At 68.5% G+C, this 17402-nt stretch carries 18 protein-coding genes; 8 read left to right on the top strand and 10 right to left on the bottom strand.

Features of this window, described 5'->3' with window-relative positions; translation table 11 throughout:
- Positions 1-42: 42 nt before the first annotated feature.
- The 4 genes from LTV02_RS25710 to LTV02_RS25695 all read right to left on the bottom strand — a co-directional run bounded on the left by LTV02_RS25710 (position 43) and on the right by LTV02_RS25695 (position 3580).
- Entirely contained in the window at positions 43-618 is a 576-nt protein-coding gene (locus LTV02_RS25710) for a TetR/AcrR family transcriptional regulator (protein ID WP_233034416.1), read from the bottom strand.
- Between the two features lie 107 nt (positions 619-725).
- The gene (locus LTV02_RS25705; RefSeq protein WP_067720583.1) at positions 726-2138 is read right to left on the bottom strand and encodes an NAD(P)(+) transhydrogenase (Re/Si-specific) subunit beta; all 1413 of its coding nucleotides are present in this window, start codon (positions 2136-2138) and stop codon (positions 726-728) included.
- A gap of 3 nt (positions 2139-2141) precedes the next feature.
- Positions 2142-2459 (bottom strand): NAD(P) transhydrogenase subunit alpha, encoded by a 318-nt coding sequence (locus LTV02_RS25700; protein WP_067720582.1) that lies wholly within the window; start codon positions 2457-2459, stop codon positions 2142-2144.
- Complete coding sequence (locus tag LTV02_RS25695) at positions 2459-3580, bottom strand: Re/Si-specific NAD(P)(+) transhydrogenase subunit alpha (protein WP_067720581.1); 1122 nt, start codon at positions 3578-3580, stop codon at positions 2459-2461. Before LTV02_RS25695 ends, LTV02_RS25700 begins: the two co-directional genes overlap by 1 nt.
- 329 nt (positions 3581-3909) lie before the next feature.
- On the opposite strand from LTV02_RS25695, the gene LTV02_RS25690 reads away from it, so the two are divergent.
- From LTV02_RS25690 to LTV02_RS25680, 3 genes are read left to right on the top strand one after another with little or no spacing between them, the layout of a single operon-like run.
- On the top strand, positions 3910-4353 hold the full coding sequence (locus LTV02_RS25690; protein WP_067720580.1) for an HIT family protein: 444 nt from the start codon (positions 3910-3912) through the stop codon (positions 4351-4353).
- A 17-nt stretch (positions 4354-4370) separates the two neighbouring features.
- Positions 4371-5192, top strand: coding sequence for a maleylpyruvate isomerase N-terminal domain-containing protein (locus LTV02_RS25685; protein WP_233034415.1), 822 nt, complete (start codon positions 4371-4373; stop codon positions 5190-5192).
- Positions 5193-5198: 6 nt separating this feature from the next.
- Positions 5199-5837: a Type 1 glutamine amidotransferase-like domain-containing protein gene (locus tag LTV02_RS25680; RefSeq protein ID WP_233034414.1), complete on the top strand. Its 639-nt coding sequence runs from the start codon at positions 5199-5201 to the stop codon at positions 5835-5837.
- Between the two features lie 66 nt (positions 5838-5903).
- Here LTV02_RS25680 and LTV02_RS25675 read toward each other — a convergent pair whose 3' ends face one another.
- Complete coding sequence (locus LTV02_RS25675; RefSeq protein ID WP_233034413.1) at positions 5904-7337, bottom strand: MFS transporter; 1434 nt, start codon at positions 7335-7337, stop codon at positions 5904-5906.
- A gap of 80 nt (positions 7338-7417) precedes the next feature.
- On the opposite strand from LTV02_RS25675, the gene LTV02_RS25670 reads away from it, so the two are divergent.
- Positions 7418-7960 carry a MarR family winged helix-turn-helix transcriptional regulator gene (locus LTV02_RS25670; RefSeq protein ID WP_233034411.1) on the top strand — a complete coding sequence of 181 codons (543 nt, stop codon included), beginning with the start codon at positions 7418-7420 and terminating at the stop codon, positions 7958-7960.
- Positions 7961-7987: 27 nt separating this feature from the next.
- Here the strand turns inward: LTV02_RS25670 and LTV02_RS25665 are convergent, their stop codons facing one another.
- Both LTV02_RS25665 and LTV02_RS25660 read right to left on the bottom strand, forming a co-directional pair.
- A complete protein-coding gene (locus LTV02_RS25665; RefSeq protein WP_233034410.1) occupies positions 7988-9241 on the bottom strand; it encodes an MFS transporter in 1254 nt (417 codons plus the stop codon).
- Between the two features lie 137 nt (positions 9242-9378).
- Positions 9379-10236 (bottom strand): NAD(P)H-binding protein, encoded by an 858-nt coding sequence (locus tag LTV02_RS25660; protein WP_233034409.1) that lies wholly within the window; start codon positions 10234-10236, stop codon positions 9379-9381.
- A 74-nt stretch (positions 10237-10310) separates the two neighbouring features.
- On the opposite strand from LTV02_RS25660, the gene LTV02_RS25655 reads away from it, so the two are divergent.
- Both LTV02_RS25655 and LTV02_RS25650 read left to right on the top strand, forming a co-directional pair.
- On the top strand, positions 10311-11267 hold the full coding sequence (locus tag LTV02_RS25655; RefSeq protein WP_067720573.1) for an AraC family transcriptional regulator: 957 nt from the start codon (positions 10311-10313) through the stop codon (positions 11265-11267).
- Between the two features lie 89 nt (positions 11268-11356).
- Entirely contained in the window at positions 11357-11764 is a 408-nt protein-coding gene (locus LTV02_RS25650; protein ID WP_233041707.1) for an acyl-CoA thioesterase, read from the top strand.
- Here the strand turns inward: LTV02_RS25650 and LTV02_RS25645 are convergent.
- Genes LTV02_RS25645 through pdhA form a run of 3 tightly spaced genes read right to left on the bottom strand, consistent with a single transcriptional unit; the run spans position 11761 to position 15290 of the window.
- Positions 11761-13185, bottom strand: coding sequence for a dihydrolipoamide acetyltransferase family protein (locus LTV02_RS25645; protein WP_233041706.1), 1425 nt, complete (start codon positions 13183-13185; stop codon positions 11761-11763). The two genes, LTV02_RS25650 and LTV02_RS25645, sit on opposite strands and share 4 nt — an antisense overlap.
- A gap of 45 nt (positions 13186-13230) precedes the next feature.
- Positions 13231-14214 carry an alpha-ketoacid dehydrogenase subunit beta gene (locus LTV02_RS25640; RefSeq protein ID WP_067722186.1) on the bottom strand — a complete coding sequence of 328 codons (984 nt, stop codon included), beginning with the start codon at positions 14212-14214 and terminating at the stop codon, positions 13231-13233.
- On the bottom strand, positions 14211-15290 hold the full coding sequence (gene pdhA / locus LTV02_RS25635; RefSeq protein WP_233034408.1) for a pyruvate dehydrogenase (acetyl-transferring) E1 component subunit alpha: 1080 nt from the start codon (positions 15288-15290) through the stop codon (positions 14211-14213). The genes LTV02_RS25640 and pdhA overlap by 4 nt, the downstream gene beginning before the upstream one ends.
- 181 nt (positions 15291-15471) lie before the next feature.
- Between pdhA and LTV02_RS25630 the strand changes: the two genes are divergently transcribed.
- Positions 15472-16005: an Lrp/AsnC family transcriptional regulator gene (locus LTV02_RS25630; protein ID WP_233034407.1), complete on the top strand. Its 534-nt coding sequence runs from the start codon at positions 15472-15474 to the stop codon at positions 16003-16005.
- Positions 16006-16133: 128 nt separating this feature from the next.
- Positions 16134-17345, top strand: a complete 1212-nt coding sequence (locus tag LTV02_RS25625; protein ID WP_233034406.1) for a benzoate/H(+) symporter BenE family transporter — start codon at positions 16134-16136, stop codon at positions 17343-17345.
- Positions 17346-17402: the final 57 nt, after the last annotated feature.

The raw sequence follows: 17402 nt of genomic DNA, 5'->3' as shown, positions 1-17402 counted from the left end.
AAACTAGGGCAGAAGAAAAGGCCGCCGGGCGCGGCCTTTATGTCAGAGGGTGGACAGTGTGGTGTCGATGATCCGGTACAGGCTCTCGGCCTCCGACACCTTGGCGCTGATGCGAAGTCCGCCAATGGCATTGATCAGATACTCCGCGTACTCGCGCGCATCGAGATCGCCCCGGACGTCGCCGTCCTGCTGCCCCTGCGCGATGCGCGCCACGAACGCCTCGGTCATGTGGTCGTAGGCCTCCCGCACGGCCTTGGCGGCGGCCGGGTCCTGCCCCGCCATTTCCATGGCGGTATTCACCACCAGGCACCCGCGCCGGGCGGGAGCCTCCAGGTCGCGGTCCACCAGGAACCGCATCCAGGCGCGCAGCCGCTCCTTCGCGGTGCCCGGCTGGAACAGGATCTCTTGCACGAGCTCCACTCCGGCCCGGTCGTACTTCGCCATCGCGAGATCGAACAACTCCCGCTTGCTCCCGAAAGCGTTGTACAGACTGCCTTTCCCGATGCCGGTGGCTTCGGCGAGCTGCGCCGGTGAGCAATTCGCGTACCCATGGGTCCAGAACGCCTCCATCGCCGCCTCCACCACGGAGTCGGTCTCGAAGTTGCGCGGCCTGCCCATGGGAACGAACCTACCCCGTTCTAGACCTTGAGGTCAAGAATCATGGGAAAGAAGCGGCCCGCGCTCCGGAGCGGGGCGCGGGCCGAATCATCTTGCGTGAGCCGCGCTTACAGCGCCTTCAGTTCCTCGGTGACCGCGCCGACGGACTTCTTGGCGTCGCCGAACAGCATGGAGGTGGTGTCGGCGTAGAAGAGCGGGTTGTCGATGCCGGCGAAGCCGGAGTTCATCGAGCGCTTGAGCACGATGACCGACTTGGCCTTGTCGACGTTCAGCACCGGCATGCCGTAGATCGGCGACGAGGAGTCCTCGCGGGCGGCCGGGTTGGTGACGTCGTTGGCGCCGATGACCAGGGCGACATCGGTGCGGTCGAACTCACCGTTGATGTCGTCCATTTCCTTCATGGCGTCGTAGGAGACCTCGGCCTCGGCCAGCAGCACGTTCATGTGGCCGGGCATACGGCCGGCGACCGGGTGGATGGCGTACTTGACCTCGACGCCCTTGGCTTCGAGCAGGGCCGCCATTTCCTTGACCGCGTGCTGGGCCTGGGCGACGGCCATGCCGTAGCCGGGGACCACGATGACCTGGTTGGCGTAGGCCATCTGGATGGCCGCGTCGGCCGCGGAGGTGGCCTTGGCCTGCTTCTGCTCGCCGCCGGAAGCGCCGGGAGCCGTGCCGCCGCCGCCGAATCCACCGGCCACGATGGCGGGGATGGAGCGGTTCATGGCCTTGGCCATCAGGTTGGTCAGGATGGTGCCGGACGCGCCGACGATCATGCCGGCCACGATCATGGCGGTGTTGTTGAGCGCCAGGCCCGCCGCGGCGGCGGACAGACCGGTGAGCGCGTTCAGCAGCGAGATGACCACGGGCATGTCCGCGCCGCCGATGGGCAGCACGACCATCAGGCCGAGAATGCCGGCCAGGACCAGTACCAGGATCATCCAGTACTGCGGCACACCATCGTTGGTGGCGCCGATGCCGATCACCACGGCCGCCGCGATGGCGCCCGCGAACAGCAGCAGGTTCAGCGGCTGCTGCAGCTTGCCGATGCCGATCGGGCGGCCCGGCAGGGTCTCCTGCAGCTTCAGGAACGCGATGATCGAGCCCCAGAACGACACCGAGCCGATGATGGCCGCGAACAGCGAGCCGATCACGATGTGCACGGACGGCTGCTCGTGCAGCGCGGAAAAGCCGTCGCTGTCGAGGAATTCGGCCCACGCGATGAGCGCCACGGTGCCACCGCCGACGCCGTTGAACGCGGCGACCAGCTGCGGCATGGCGGTCATCTTGGTGAACCGGGCCGGCGGCACGCCGAGCGCGATACCGACGATCAGACCGGCCGCGATGATGATCCAGTTGCTGGTGTCACGAATGGAGATGAAGGTCGCGATGACCGCGATCACCATGCCTGCCGCGGCGATCCAGTTGCCGCGCACCGCCGTCTTGGGACCGGTCAGTCCCATCAGGCCGTAGATGAACAGCGAGAAGGCGACGATGTAGAGAATATTGACCAGGTTGTCCATGGCTTACTTGCTCGCCTTCTCTTGCGCGGCAGGCTTCTTCGCCTTGAACATGCCCAGCATGCGGTCGGTCACCACGAAGCCGCCGATGACGTTCAGCGTGCCGAACACGACCGCGACGAACAGGATGATCTGCATGAGCACCGACGGGTGCTCGACCTTGCCGAACACCACCAGCGCGCCCAGCACCACGATGCCGTGAATGGCGTTGGTGCCCGACATCAGCGGGGTGTGCAGGGTATTGGGGACCTTCGAGATGACGGCGAAGCCGACGAACCCGGACAGCACCAGGATCGCGATATTCGCCAGCAGTTCGGTGTACATCAGGCTTTCACCTCACGCGTGACGCAGGAGTCCGCCAGCACCTGATCGGAGAAATCGGGCGCCAGCGCACCGTCTTTCAGCATCAGTTCGAGCAGGGCGGCGATGTTCTTGGAGTACAGCTCGCTGGCGTGCTCCGGCATGGTGGCCGGGAGGTTCAGCGGCGAGGCGATGGTGACGCCATGGCGCACAACGGTTTTGCCGGGTTCGGTCAGCTCGCAGTTGCCGCCGGTCTCACCGGCGAGGTCCACGATCACGCTGCCGGGCTTCATGCCCTCGACGGCGGCGGCGGTGACCAGGCGCGGGGCCGGGCGGCCGGGGACGAGCGCGGTGGTGACCACCACGTCGAAGCCCTTGATGGCGTTCTCCAGCGCGACCTGCTGGGCGGCCTTCTCCTCGTCGGTGAGCTCGCGGGCGTACCCGCCCTCACCGGCGGCGTCGATGCCCAGATCCAGCCACTGCGCGCCCACGGAACGCACCTGGTCGGCGACCTCGGGCCGCACGTCGTAGCCGGTGGTGCGGCCGCCGAGGCGCTTGGCGGTGGCCAGGGCCTGCAGGCCCGCGACGCCCACGCCCAAAACCAGCACGGTGGCCGGCTTCACGGTGCCCGCGGCGGTGGTCAGCATGGGGAAGAAGCGAGTGGATTCGCTGGCGGCCAGCAGCACGGCCTTGTAGCCCGCCACGTTCGCCTGCGAGGACAGCGCGTCCATGACCTGGGCGCGCGAGATGCGCGGAATCGCCTCCACGGCGAAGGCCTGCACGCCCGCGTCCTTCAGCGCGCCGATCTTGTTGTCGGCATTGCGGGGCGCGAGGAAGCCGATCAGCGTCTGCCCGGAGTGCAGCTTGGCGATCTCGGCATCGTTCGGCGGGGCGACCTTGACGACGACCTCGGCGCTCCACGGATCGCCCAGCGTCGCACCGGCTTCGGTGTACGCCTCGTCCGGAATCAGTGCGCCCAGACCGGCACCGGCTTCGACGACCACTTCCACACCCTGCTTCAGCAGGGCCGGAATGATCTTCGGCACCAATGCGACGCGTCGTTCGTCCGGGTTCGTCTCACGAACCACGCCGACGCGCGCACCGCGGGGCGCAGCAGCCGTCTGTGCGCTCTGCGTTGTGTCCACTTGTCAAACTTCCTTCTCGTGGTGAGCCCAGGCCACCCTGGTTCTGCTTGATGGGCCGCGTCACCGGTCCAACGATGGGCCGAACTTACTCTTGAGTAAGTTCGTGAGAATTCTCGCTACTGTACCTGGTCCGCGGTGAGGATAGCGGAGATGGACATCACATAGTGGAACGAAATTTCTCCACATCTCAATGCTCGGACACCGCCCGTACCGGCCACAAGTACCAACGAAAATGTGCGATACCAACCGGAAGGTGTGTATGCAGCTGGGGCCCTAGGGGATTGCCTCCGGGGTGTCGCGTATCACTCTTACGCCGTAATGTCTGCAGCGTGAGCGGCTGCATCTTCTGCCGGATCGTGGCGGGCACCGCGCCGGCCACCAAGATCCACGAGGACGACATCCTGATGGCGTTCCTCGACATCCGTCCCATCACGCGCGGGCACACCCTGGTTATCCCCAAGTGGCACGCCACCGATCTGGACGAGCTGAATCCCGCGCTCGGTGCACAGCTGTTCGCTTTCGGGCACCGGCTCGCCAAGGCCATGCGGCGCAGCGATCTGGCCGCCGACGGCGCCAATCTGTTGATCAACGACGGCAAGGCGGCCTTCCAGACCGTGCATCACGTGCATCTGCACGTGGTACCCAGGCAGAAGGGCGACACCCTGACCTTCGCCAAGGGTTTCGTCCTGCGCCGCCCGCACGACCGCGAAGCGACCGCGGCCGCTATCCGAACCGGTTTGGACCGGCTCGCCGCCGAAGAAAAGGCTGTCTAGATGAAAGAAGCGAGCGCATGACCGACACGGTGCCCGACCACGCCGTCATTACCGCCGCCTTATCCGACCAGTGGGACGCGCTCACCCGGCTAGTGGACGGCCTGGATGAAAAGGGCTGGCGCACACCCTCGGCGCTGCCGGGCTGGACCGTGTTCGATGTGCTCGCGCATATCGTCGGCACCGAATCGCTGCTGCTCGGCGAGCCCGCGCCGGATCTGGACGTGAGCGGATTCGGGCATGTGCGCAATGACATCGGCGCGCTGAACGAGAAGTGGATCCAGGCGCTGCGGCCGCTCGCCGGGACGCAATTGCTGGACCGGTTTCTCGAGGTCACCGGGCGGCGGTTGAAGGCGCTCCGCGAGATCGCCCCGGCGGACTGGGCCGGGCTGGTGCCGACCCCGGTGGGGATGGCTCCGTACGGGCGGTTCATGCGCGTCCGGCTGTTCGACTGCTGGATGCACGAGCACGATATCGCCGATGGCCTGCGCGTCTCCGTCGACGAAGGCGGGCAGCGCGGCGAGCTCGCGTTCGAGGAACTGCTGCCGGCCCTGGGCCGCGCCGTGGTCAAGGGCGCGAAGGCGGCCGACGGCTCGCGCATCACCCTCGAAGTGACCGGTCCGGTAGCGCGCGCCGTGCACATCGCGGTGGCAGGCGGCCGGGCCGACCTGGTCGAAACCCTGGACGCTCCGGCCACTCTCGTGCTCACCCTCGGCTCGGACCTGTTCGCCCGCCTGCGCGGCGGCCGCACCACCGCCGACGCCCATCCCGGCGAGTACACCGTCACCGGCGACACCGACCTCGGCGAGCGCCTGGTGCGCGCGCTGGCCTTCACCCTCTGAGCTCCGGTGCGACTCTTCCTGTCCAGCTACCGTTTCGGCGCGCACCAGCAGCGGCTGCTGTCCCTGGTCGGCACGCCCGGCCGGGTCGCGGTCATCGCCAACGCCTGTGACGCCTGGCCCTCGGCCTGGCAGAGCGCGGTCACCAGCGATCTGGTGCCGCTGCGCCGCTTGGGATTTCAGCCCGAGGTGCTCGACCTGCGCGAATACGTGGATCGCCCGGACGAGGTCGCCGCGGCGCTCGCCGGTTTCCCCATGGTCTGGGTGCGCGGCGGCAATACCTTCGTGCTGCGCGCCCAGCTGGCCCGCAGCGGCGCCGATCTCGCCCTGACCCGCCTGCTCGCCGAGGACGCCCTGGTCTACGCGGGCTACAGCGCCGGCGCCTGCGTGCTCACCCCGGACCTGCACGGCATCGAGACCATGGATGATCCCGCGGAAGTCCGCACCGCCTGCGGCATCGAACCGCGCTGGGACGGACTGGGTCTGGTGGACCGCCCCATCGTCCCGCACCTGGACTCGCCCACCGACCCGGACGGCCTGTCCCGGAAACTGGTGCGCGCCTACATCGCCGCGGGCACCCCGCACTGGGCGCTGACCGACGATCACGTGGTGGTCGTGGACGGCGAGCGCCTGGACGTCCTCACCTGAACGAAACCGGCCCCACCGCGGTACGCGGTGGGGCCGGAATCCGCTTTGCTCCGAAGGAGCGTCAGCTCATTCGCCCTTGTGGCGCAGGCCGTGGCCGACGGCGACGGCCGCGGTCAGGAACGCGCCGACCGACAGGATCGCGAAGCTCGCCACGTAGGCGTTGACCGAAGGCACCTTGGTGCCCGCGATCAGGTGCGCGGACAGGATCGACGCGGTCACCGCACCGGCGATGGAACCACCCGCGGTACGCACCAGCGAATTGATGCCCGAGGCGATACCGCTCTCGCTCATCGGCACGTGCTGCACCGCCAGGGTGCCCAAAGCCGCGTAGCCGATGCCGAATCCGGTGCCCTGCAGGATCTGCGAGATCACCATGTCGTACCCGTGATCGTGCGAGATCGCCAGCCACGCCATGGAAGCGCCCGCGAACGCCGCGCCGATGGCCAGCGTGTACGCCGGACCGATCTTGGCCGCGATGCGCCCGGTCCGGAAGGAGAAGAACGTCATCAGCGCCGCGCTCGGAATGCCGTAGAGACCCACGGCCAGCACTGATCCCGACAACCCGTACCCGACCTTGTCGGCCGGGGTCTGGATGAAGTTCGAGATCAGCGTGAACGACCCGAACATGGCGAAACCGAGCAGCGCCGACGCCACGTTCGCCGACAGCGACTGCGGCCCGACCAGCAGCGGCAACCGCACCAGCGGCTGGGAAACCTTGAGCTCCATCAGCACCCACACCACGGTGAGCACGGCCGCGGCCACGAACAGCCCGATCACCGAGCTGGAACCCCAGCCCCAGCGCGGACCCTCGCTGATGCCGAGCAGCAGGCACACCAGCAATCCGGCCAGCAGCGCCGCGCCGATGAAGTCGGGCTTGCCGCCGTGCCGCACGCCATTGTTCTTGGCGCTCACCTGGATCAGCACGGTGGCGACGACGCCGAGGCCCGCGGTCAGCCAGAAGACGGGGTGCGGATTCTGGGTGTGATCGGCGATGATGCCGGTGGCGAGCAGGCCGACGGTGCCCCCGACGCCCATGGTGCCCGACACCACACCGATGGCCCCGACCAGGCGCTCGGGCGGGAAGGTATCGCGAATGATGCCGATGGCCAGCGGAATCATGGCCGCCGAGATGCCCTGCAGTGCGCGGCCCACGATGTAGACGCCGAGCGTGGTGGCGAAGGCGCAGATCACCGAGCCGAGAATGAGCACGCCCATGGCGGTCATGACCATCGGCTTCTTGCCGTACATATCGCCGAAGCGGGACAGCAGGGGAGTACACACCGCGCCGGTGAGCAGCGAGGCGGTGAACAGCCAGGTGACGCCGGAGACGTCGGTGTGCAGCTGGACGATCATCCGCGGCAGCAGCGGGATGACGACGGTCTGTTGCAGCGAGACGACCAGGCCGGCCGCGCAGAGAGCGAGCAGAGTCAGGCCGAGGTTGGCCTGCGAGCGGTCGTCGGGTTTCGTGTCGACGGCCTGACCGACTGAGGTCGTTGTCATGGGAGCGCTGATCCTTACGGTTTACTTTCCCTTTGGATTACTTACCAAAATTAAGTAAATGGGTTTCGTAAGATAACCACATGCCGCCCCCGGAAGCCATCTCCGTGCCCGAAGTTGACGCAGGTCACATCGTGGAATTGGAACGCGCGCTGGCGCGAGTCGCCTACCTGCTGACCCGCGTCCGCCGTCACGACCGCGCCATGACGCAGTGCGGAATCACCATGGACCGGGCCAGCGTGCCGCTGCTGCGCCTGCTCGCCGACGCCGAGGAACCCATGCGCCTCGGCGAACTCGCCACCCGCCTCGATGTGGAGGCCCCGCACGTGAGCCGGCAGATCCAGCGCCTCGAGAAGGCGGGCTACGTCGAACGCGTGCCCGACCCCGACGACCGCCGCGCCCAGCGCGTGAAGCCGACCGAACGGGGCCGCGCGGCCGTGGACGCGGTGCGAGAAGTCTTGCGCGGCTGGATGGCCGACGCCCTCGCCGATTGGACCACCGAGGACCTGCAAGCCCTCGCGATCCTCAACCACCGCATGGTCGACGCCTTCCTCGACCACGCCGAGAGCATCGGCGACTTCGTCCCGGGCGCCCGCGACCGCCGCCCGGCCGGTACCGACCGCTGAAATCGGGCGGCCGGGCGAGACCGGGAACTACTGGCGCGAAACCGTTTTCGCGGGCTCGACCGAGCGCGCCAGCCATGCGCACAGCAGCAGGCCGGCGCAGGGCACGAGCATGGTGGTGGTGAGCGGGATGAGTTTGTTGAGCCAGCCGATGATGGCCGGGCCCGCGAGAAGACCCACGTAGCCGAGGCCGAAGACGCGTGACATGTCGGTGGCGGCGGTGGCCGAACCGAGATTTCCGGCGGCGGTGAAGACCTGGGGTACGCCACCGGAGAGGCCGATGCCGCACAGCGCCCAGCCGAGGATGGACAGGGGCGTCCAGGCCGAGACCAGCACGATCGCGAAACCCGCTGCGGCCAGCAGGGTTCCGTATCGCACGATCGCTACGCGGCCGAAGCGCCCGCTCACTCGGTCCGCGGCGAAACGGCCGAGGGTCATGGTCAGGGAGAAGGCCGCGAATCCCAGTCCGGCGGTGCCGGCGTCCGCACCGAGCCGGTCGCGCAGTTGCAGCGCGCTCCAGTCCGCTGCCACGCCCTCGGCCATCAGCAGGATGAACGCGATAAGGCCCAGCAGCAGCACTTTTCGCGTGAGCCCCGAGCCGGAGCCGGGCACCGGCGCGGCGTCCACATGCGTGTCGAGCGGTGGGGTCGGCGGCGTGCCGGGGGCGGGAGTCTCGGCCGGGGTCTCCGGGGAATCCGTGAGCGCGGTGGCGCGGTGCGGCAGCAGGTGCGGCACGCTGAGCGCCACCACCGCGAGGCCGGCGGCCCCCGCCAGCGCGAAGGTCAGGTGGATGTTCCACCCCGCGCGCTGGGCGGCCGCGCCCACGACGGAACCGGCGAAGCCGCCGCAGGAGAAGAAGGCGTGGAAGGCCGACATGATGGGCCGGGGATAGGCGCGTTCCACGTGGACGGCCTGGGCGTTCATCGAGACGTCCAAAGCCCCGTTGCCGAAACCCCAGGCGGCCAAGGCGATTGCCAGGGTGAGCGGCGAGCCGGCGAAGCCGGGGCCGAGCAGTGCCAGCGACATCTCGGTGGCGGCCAGGGCGGTCAGAGCGCGACTGCCCAGCCGGTCCGCCAAGGGACCGGCGGTCTGCATCCCGGCGATGGCGGCCGCCGCCATCAGCAGGATGAGCATTCCCAGGGTGGTGTGGGAGACCCCGGTGCGCTCGGTGACGGCCGGGATGTGGACGATCCAGATGGCCGCCAGCATTCCATTCAGGCCGAACACCGCGAACAGGGCGAGTCGCGCTTTTCGGATCGGAGGAGCGGGCGTCGCGGCGGCCATCGGCACGACGCTACCGAAGATCGGTGGCTCCTCGTCACCCCCTGCCGGTGCGGCTGCGTCGACGCGCCCGATCGGGGATCCGAATCCTGTGACTTCCAAGCTCTTTCGTATTCATTGTATGCCCGGGCACCGACAGATTAAGCCGGCGCTGTGACCGACCAGACACCGGAAAACGCCACGTCGCGGGCATAGTCCGCGAAGTCCCGGGGCGCGCGGCCGAGGGCCCGGAACACCCCGTCGGACAGCTGTGAATTGCGGCCGTCGAGCACCGTGCCGAAGAGATAGTCGAGCAGGCTCACCTCGTCGCCGGGCACGCCGTAGGAGGTCAGCGCGGCCACGAAATCGGTGCGGGACAGTGGAACGAAGGCGATCTCACGTCCGGCGGCGGCCGCGATCTCGGCGGTCGCCGCGGCGAAAGTCAGTGCGCGCGGGCCGGTCAGCTCGTAGACCTCGCCGGTGTGCCCGGCCTCGGTCAGCGCCGCCACCGCCACGTCGGCGATATCGTCGGCATCGACGAAGGGTTCCGGCACGTCACCGGACGGCATGGCCACCTCGCCCGCCAGGATGTAGTCGGTGAACGCGCCCTCGCTGAAGTTCTGGGCGAAGAACGCGCACCGCACCACGGTCCACTCCAGCCCCGAATCCCGCACGATCCCTTCGCATTCCAGCGCCTCGGGCTCGCCGCGCCCGGACAGCAGCACCAGCCGGCGCACCCCGGCGGCGACCGCGGCGGTGCACAGCGCCTTGATATCGGCGGGCGCGCCCGGCACCGCCAGATCGGGTTGGTAGGCGATGTAGACGGCGTCGACACCCGTCAGCGCGGCGGCCCAGCCGGCCCGGTCCTGCCAGTCGAACGGGATTGCCGCCGAGCGCGACCCGCGGCGCACCGGCACGCCCAGCGCCGTCAACCGGCTCACGATCCGGCTACCGGTCTTGCCCGTGGCGCCCAGCACCAGCACGGTATTTTCGCTGCTCACAATGTCTTTGATCGTCATGTGACAAGTACATCCCGAATACTCGAGACGAAACATGGTTGAGAAGCGCGCCCGCATTTGCCATCGTCTTCGGTATGGATGCGCTGGCCAGCCTGCTCGAAGGTCCACGCGCGCGGGCGGCATTCGTCATGCGCTCATCGTTCGATCCGCCCTGGTCCCTGCGGATCCGGGACGAAGCGCCGCTGACCCTGGTGGCGGTGGTGCGCGGCGGCGGCTGGGTGGTGCCGGACCCCAAGAACGGCAAGCCGGTCGCGCCGCGCCAGTTGCGCGCCGGCGATATCGCGATCTTCCGCGGGCCCGATCACTACACCATGTCCGACGATCCGGGCACGCTGCCGCAGGTGATCATCCACCCGGGTCAGGTCACCACCACCCCCGAGGGCGAAGTGCTGTGCGAGACCCTGAGCCTGGGCGTGCGCAGCTGGGGCACCAGCGCCGACGCCCAGACCGTGCTGGTCACCGGCACCTACGAGCAGGAGTGCGCGGCCAGCCGCCGACTATTGCGCGCGCTGCCGCCCATCGCGGTGCTGAATCGCGGCGATATCGACAATCGGGTGCTGGATCTGCTGGTCGACGAGGCCGCCAAGGATCTGCCCGCGCAGGGCGCCATGCTCGACCGCCTGCTGGATCTGCTGCTGATCGCCTCGCTGCGCGCCTGGTTCTCCCGCGACGACGCCCCCGCCTGGTATCACGCCTACGGTGATCCGCTGGTCGGCAAGGCACTGCGCCTCATGCAGCACAATCCCGCGCACGGCTGGACGGTCGCGCTGCTGGCCACCGAGGTGGGCGTCTCGCGCGCCGCGCTGGCCCGGCGCTTCACCGAACTCGTCGGCGAGCCGCCCATGGCGTTCCTCACCGATTGGCGGCTGGCACTGGCCGCGGATCTGCTGCACGAATCCGACGCCACCCTGGAATCCATTGCCCGCCGGGTCGGGTACGGCAGCGCGTTCGCCTTGAGCACGGCCTTCAAACGCCACTACGGCGTGAGCCCGCGTGACCACCGCAACGGCGCAGATCAGCGCTCCGCTTGATGATCTCGAACCCCGCCGGAGCGTAGCGGAGGCAAATCAAATACGGTCGGCTGGTGACTCAGGATTCGGGATACCCGGTGCTCTGGCCCATGCCGACGCGCTGGGCGGACAACGACCACTACGGGCACGTCAACAACGTGACGTATTACTCGTACTTCGATACCGCCGTGAATGCGTTCCTGATTCACGCCAGCGGCACCGATATCCGCGACCTACCCGCGATCGGCGTGGTCGCCCAGACGTCCTGCAAGTTCGTCGGCTCGGTCAGCTTCCCGGATCAACTACGGGTGGGTATCCGGGTGGCACGGCTGGGCAACTCCAGCATCAGCTACGAGCTCGCCATCTTCCGCCTCGACGGCGTGGATCTGGAGCTGGCCGCGACCGGCACCTTCGTGCACGTCTACGTGGACGAGACGACGCGCAAGCCGGTGCCGATCCCGGACGTGATCCGCGATGCCGTCGAACCGCTGGTCGTGACGGCGGCCGCCGACAGCTAGACCCGGCCGAGCAGGGTGAGCGGATCTTCCAGCAGCGCAGCGATATTCGCCAGGAACCGCGCACCCTGTTCGCCGTCGATCAGCCGGTGATCGAAGCTCACACCGAGCGTGGTCACCCACCGCACCGCCAATTCGTCGCGATGCACCCACGGCTTCTTGCGGATCGAGCCCAGGCACAGGATCGCCGCCTCGCCCGGATTCACCAGTGGCACACCGGCATCCACGCCGAACACCCCCACATTGCTGATGGTGAACGTCCCGCCGGTGAGATCGCCCGGCGTCGCGGTCCCCGCCCGCGCCACCTCCGCCGCCTTCCCGATCGCCAGGCACAGATCCCGCAGGCTCAATGCCTGCGCCTCTTTGAGATTCGGCACCAGCAGCCCGCGCTCGGTCGCCACCGCGATCCCCAGATTCACGTAATGCTTGGTGACGATCTGCTGATTCGCCTCGTCCCAATGCGCGTTCAATTCCGGAAACTCGCTCAGCGCCACCAGCGTCGCCTTCGCCACCAGCGCCAGCGGCGTGAGCGTCAGCCCCGCGAACGACGTCGTCGCCCGCAGATGATCGAGCAGCTCCATCGACCCCGTGAAGTCTGTCGTCACGAACGCACTCGCCTGCGGAATGTGCTGCGCACTCGCCACCATGGCCGCCGCCGTCCGCTTACGAACGCCCGCGATCGGCGTACGCGTCTCGCGCTCACCGGAATTCGCCCGCTCCGTACCCGTCGCGCTCATCGGCGTGACCGGTGGCGCGGTGTGGATCGGAATGTGATCGGCGCGAGGCTGTGGCCGTGCCCCGGCCAGATCCTCCACCCGTACGGCCCCGTCCGGCCCGGACCCCGCAATGGTGCCGAGATCCACCCCCATCTCCCGTGCGAGCTTGCGCGCTGCCGGCGTCGCGGCGGGTCGCGCCGCATCGGTCTCGCCGGCCGCCACGGCGTTTCCCTGGCCGACCGCACCGGTTCGGGCGGTGTCCGCCGAGGGGCGTGCGATATCCACATCCCCTGCCGCCGTGACGCCCCGGGCCGCGGCAGCGCGGGCCCGCCGCGATACGCCCTCGTTCTCCGGGCCGTAGCCCACCAGCACCGACTGCCGCCCACTCGGCGCCTCGGCAGGGCTGCTCACCTCGGCGAGGCTCGTTGTGCCGGAGGCGGTTCCGGCCGTCGCCTCCGGGCTCCGATCGGCGTCGGCCGTGCTCGCCACCCGGATCAGTGGTGCGCCGACGAGCACCGTCTCGCCGGGTTCGGCGAGCAGTTCGGTCACGGTGCCCGCGTACGGGCTGGGCAGGGCCACCTGGGCTTTGGCGGTTTCGACCTCGGCGATGATCTGGTTCAGCTCGATCGTGTCGCCGACCGCCACCGACCAGGACACCAATTCGGCGTCCGCTAAACCCTCGCCGAGATCGGGCAGCCGGAATTCCATGACCTGACGCTGATTGTCCACCGAGCTTCCTCCGTGCGTGACCGATTAGGCGGCGAGCGTGCGATCGACCGCGGCGAGAATGCGGTCGGGGTCGGGCAGGTGGTGCCGTTCGAGTTTAGCGGGGGGATAGGGGATGTCGTGCCCGCCGACCCGCAATACCGGCGATTCCAACTGGTAGAAACAGCGTTCGGTGATGCGGGCGGCGATTTCCGCGCCGAGCCCGCCGAATACCGGCGCTTCGTGCGTGATCACCAAGCGTCCGGTCTTGCGCACCGAGGTCTCGATGGTGTCGAAATCGATCGGCGACAGGCTGCGCAGATCGATCACTTCCAGCGAATGTCCTTCCGCCGCCGCGATATCGGCGGCGGTGAGCGCGGTGGCGACGGTGCCGCCGTAGGCCACCACGGTGGCGTCGGTGCCGCTGACGCACACCCGCGCCTGGTCCAGGGCCAATCCGCCGTCCCGGTCCAGCCCCTCGAAATCCACGTCGGCTTTGTCCCAATAACGCCGTTTCGGTTCGAAGAAGATCACCGGATCGTCGAGCGCGACGGCCTGCCGGATCATCAGATACGCGTCCGCGGGATTGCTCGGCGACACCACCCGCAACCCGGCGGTGTGCGTGAAATACGCCTCCGGCGATTCCGAATGATGCTCGACGGAGCCGATCCCGCCGCCGAACGGAATGCGAATGGTGATGGGCGCGACCACTTTTCCGCGCGTCCGATAGTGGATTTTCGCGACCTGACTGACGATCTGATCGAATGCCGGATACACGAATCCGTCGAACTGGATTTCGCAAACCGGTCGCAGCCCGCGCAATGCCATTCCGAAAGCCGTTCCGACGATCCCGGATTCGGCCAGCGGGGTGTCGATGACCCGATTGTTCCCGAAGTCCTTCTGCAGCGTGTCGGTGACCCGGAAGACGCCGCCGAGCCGCCCGATGTCCTCGCCCATCAGCACGACCTTGGGATCGTCCTCCAAGGCTCGCCGCAACCCGAAGTTGATCGCGCCCGCGAATGTCGTCTTCATGACTGGGCTCCCTCCAGGTAGGCGGTGTACTCGCGGCGTTCCTCCGCGAGCAGCCGGTGCGGGGTGGCGTAGACGTGGTCGAAGAGGTCGGACACCTGCGGGTCCGGCATGTTCAGGGTGGCGCTGCGCAGCCGCGCCGCCACCTCGTCGGAGCGGACCGCCACTTCCTGTTCGAAATCGCTGTCCCACAGCTCTTCTCGCTCCAGCAGCCGGCGGATGCGGTCTATCGGGTCGCGGCGCTGCCACAGTTCGAGTTCGGCGGCGGTGCGGTAGCGGGTGGGATCGTCGGCGGTGGTGTGCGGGCCCATCCGGTAGGTGATGGCCTCGATGAACGACGGCCCGCCGCCGGACCGGGCCCGGATCAGCGCCTGCCGGGTCACCGCCAGCACGGCCAGGGCGTCGTTGCCGTCCACCTGTATGCCCGGAATGCCGTAGCCGACGGCGCGCTGTGCGATCGGCGTGGCGCTCTGCACCCGGACCGGGGCGCTGATCGCCCAGTGATTGTTCTGGCAGAAGAACACCACCGGGGCGCTCCAGCTCGCCGCGAACCCGAGCGCTTCGGCGATATCGCCCTGACTGGTGGCCCCGTCGCCGAAGTAGGCGATGGTCGCGATCTCCGCGCCTTCCAGATGGGCGGCGAAGGCGTAGCCGGTGGCGTGTAAACCCTGTGCGCCCACCACGATCGCCGGATTGGTCATCTTGACCGCGTCGGCGTCCCAGCAGGAATGCGCGACCCCGCGCCAGAGTGTGGTCATCTGCTCCGGTGGGACCCCGCGGCACCAGGCCACGCCCGCCTCGCGATAGCTGCAGAACACGTAATCGTCGGTGCGCAAGGCATGGGCCGAGCCGATCTGGGCGGCTTCCTGACCGAGCAGCGGCGGCCACAAGCCGAGCTGGCCCTGCCGTTGCAGGGCGGTCGCCTCGGTATCGATGCGGCGGGCGATCACCATATCGGTGTAGATGGCCCGCAAACGTTCGGCATCGATATCGGCGACGAGCGGGGCGTGGACGCGATCGTGCACGCGGCGGCCGTCGGGCTGGATCAACTGCACCGGATAGGCGTTCTTCTCGGGCATGGGTATCGCCTCCTCGAAACACCGGGTACACCGTCATCGCCGGAGGATTGTGTCCTGTGAGCAACCGGTGTGTGTCCTGTACCACACAGCATCCTCTTTCGAGCGAACTGCGCAAGCAGCGACACGGCAACTGAGCAGAATGCGCGGTTGGGCGCGGGTCGGGGGTGTCATACTGCCTGACATGTCCAGTAGGGAGCCCGCTACCGGAACGATCGACGCCACCGATGCCCGGCTGTTGCTGGAGTTGGTGGCCAATCCCCGTGCGACCGGGGTGGAACTAGCCGCCCGCCTGGGGCTTTCGCGTAATACGGTGCAGGCCAGATTGGCGCGCTGGGAAGCCAACGGGGTGCTCGCCAGCTTCGAGCGCCGGGTCGAACCGCGAGCTCTCGGCTACCCTCTCTCGGCCTTCGTGGCGGTGGTCGTCGACCAGCACCAACTGGACGCGGTGGTCGCCGAACTGGCCGAAATCCCCGAGGTCACCGAGGTCTGCGGTATGACCGGCCCCACCGACCTCACGGTCCGCGTGGTCGCCCAGGACGCCGACGACCTCTACCGCATCACCGGCCACATCCTGAAGATCCCCGGCGTGGAACGCACCAATATGGCCTTGGTCATGCGCTCCCTGGTCGGCCCCCGCGCCACACCCCTCCTGGAACGGCTCGCCACCACCAACACCATTCCCACTCGCCCCACCGAAGACCTCGACCTTCGCTGAACCCCGCCCGTCATCCCGGCGTGCTTTCGGCCGGGATCTCACGGTTCCGGGCATTCGCCACCAATTTCAGTCCAGTTTCACGTGATTGGCCGCTGACCTGCCCCCGACTGGACCGCCACGATAGCTCGATGAGCACGAGCGCAAGCGATATCGCCCCGGCCGTGGAAAGCCCTCCCGAAACCGGGCTCGGGCAGCCCATCGGCGCCGGTATCGTCACCGCGCTCGTCGGCTTCACCAGCTCCTTCGCGGTGGTGCTGGCCGGTCTCACCGCCATGGGAGCTACTGCCGGGCAAGCGGCTTCGGGCCTGCTGGCCATCTGCGTCACGCAGGGCGTGGGCATGCTGCTGCTGAGCCGCTACTACCGGATGCCGATCACACTGGCCTGGTCCACGCCCGGCGCGGCGCTGCTGGCGAGCACCGGCATGGTGGCGGGCGGCTGGCCGGCGGCGGTGGGCGCGTTCGTGGTGGCGGGCATTCTCATTGTGCTGACCGGTTTCTGGCAGCGGCTGGGCGCGCTGATCGCCGCGATTCCGGTGGAGATCGCGCAGGCCATGCTCGCGGGCGTGCTGCTGCCGCTGTGTCTCGCGCCCATGAAGGCGCTCACCGTGAGCCCGGCGGTGGTCGTCCCGGTCATCGTGACCTGGCTGCTGCTGCAACGCTTCGCCCCGCGCTGGGCCGTGCTGGCGGCGTTCGCGGTGGCGGCCGTCGGCGCGGCGATCGACATCGTCGTCACGCATCGCAGCCTGGACTTCGCCGCCATGGTCCCGCGCGTGGAATTGACTGTCCCGCACTGGAGCTGGCAGGCGCTCATCGGCGTAGCGGTCCCGCTCTACATCGTCACCATGGCCGCGCAGAACATCCCCGGCACGGCCGTCATGAAGACCTTCGACTACCAGGTCCCCTGGCGAGCCGCGATGAGCGTCACCGGCATCGGCACCGCGCTCGGCGCGTTCGCGGGCGGTCACGCCATCAATCTGGCGGCCATCAGCGCCGCCCTCTCCGCCGCCCCCTCCGCGCACCCCGATCCGAAGCGCCGCTGGATCGCCGCCTTCACCGCGGGTCTGGCCTACCTCGTCCTGGCCCTCGCCTCCGGAGCCCTGGTCACCCTGGTCGCCGCCGCACCCGAGGGCGTTCTGGAAACCGTTGCGGGCCTGGCCCTCATCGCCACCCTGGCCGCCGCCCTGACCGCCGCCCTCACCCCCGCCGCCCACCGCTCCGCCGCCGCCCTCACCTTCCTGGTGGCCGCCTCCGGCGTCACCCTGCTCGGCATCGGCGCCGCCTTCTGGGCCCTGGTCGCGGGCCTGCTGGTGCGCTGGCTCCTGCCCCCGGCCGCCGCCTGACCGAAGGTCGCGCCGCGTCCGCCGTCGTTCCGCTTTGCTCGGTTGTTCCGGCCCGCG

Origin of the sequence: Nocardia yamanashiensis (genome assembly GCF_021183565.1) — a bacterium.
In the GTDB taxonomy this organism is placed as follows: domain Bacteria; phylum Actinomycetota; class Actinomycetes; order Mycobacteriales; family Mycobacteriaceae; genus Nocardia; species Nocardia yamanashiensis.
Note: the sequence above shows the minus strand (reverse complement) of the source record. Positions and strands in the feature narration are given on the sequence as shown.

Bases quoted from the DNA above. Each gene is read 5' to 3' on its own strand.
- LTV02_RS25710 (WP_233034416.1), bottom strand. From the start codon at position 618: ATGGGCAGGCCGCGCAACTTCGAGACCGACTCCGTGGTGGAGGCGGCG.
- LTV02_RS25705 (WP_067720583.1), bottom strand. From the start codon at position 2,138: ATGGACAACCTGGTCAATATTCTCTACATCGTCGCCTTCTCGCTGTTC.
- LTV02_RS25700 (WP_067720582.1), bottom strand. From the start codon at position 2,459: ATGTACACCGAACTGCTGGCGAATATCGCGATCCTGGTGCTGTCCGGG.
- LTV02_RS25685 (WP_233034415.1), top strand. From the start codon at position 4,371: ATGACCGACACGGTGCCCGACCACGCCGTCATTACCGCCGCCTTATCC.
- LTV02_RS25675 (WP_233034413.1), bottom strand. From the start codon at position 7,337: ATGACAACGACCTCAGTCGGTCAGGCCGTCGACACGAAACCCGACGAC.
- LTV02_RS25670 (WP_233034411.1), top strand. From the start codon at position 7,418: ATGCCGCCCCCGGAAGCCATCTCCGTGCCCGAAGTTGACGCAGGTCAC.
- LTV02_RS25665 (WP_233034410.1), bottom strand. From the start codon at position 9,241: ATGGCCGCCGCGACGCCCGCTCCTCCGATCCGAAAAGCGCGACTCGCC.
- LTV02_RS25660 (WP_233034409.1), bottom strand. From the start codon at position 10,236: ATGACGATCAAAGACATTGTGAGCAGCGAAAATACCGTGCTGGTGCTG.
- LTV02_RS25655 (WP_067720573.1), top strand. From the start codon at position 10,311: ATGGATGCGCTGGCCAGCCTGCTCGAAGGTCCACGCGCGCGGGCGGCA.
- LTV02_RS25650 (WP_233041707.1), top strand. From the start codon at position 11,357: ATGCCGACGCGCTGGGCGGACAACGACCACTACGGGCACGTCAACAAC.
- LTV02_RS25645 (WP_233041706.1), bottom strand. From the start codon at position 13,185: ATGGAATTCCGGCTGCCCGATCTCGGCGAGGGTTTAGCGGACGCCGAA.
- LTV02_RS25640 (WP_067722186.1), bottom strand. From the start codon at position 14,214: ATGAAGACGACATTCGCGGGCGCGATCAACTTCGGGTTGCGGCGAGCC.
- pdhA (WP_233034408.1), bottom strand. From the start codon at position 15,290: ATGCCCGAGAAGAACGCCTATCCGGTGCAGTTGATCCAGCCCGACGGC.
- LTV02_RS25630 (WP_233034407.1), top strand. From the start codon at position 15,472: ATGTCCAGTAGGGAGCCCGCTACCGGAACGATCGACGCCACCGATGCC.
- LTV02_RS25625 (WP_233034406.1), top strand. From the start codon at position 16,134: ATGAGCACGAGCGCAAGCGATATCGCCCCGGCCGTGGAAAGCCCTCCC.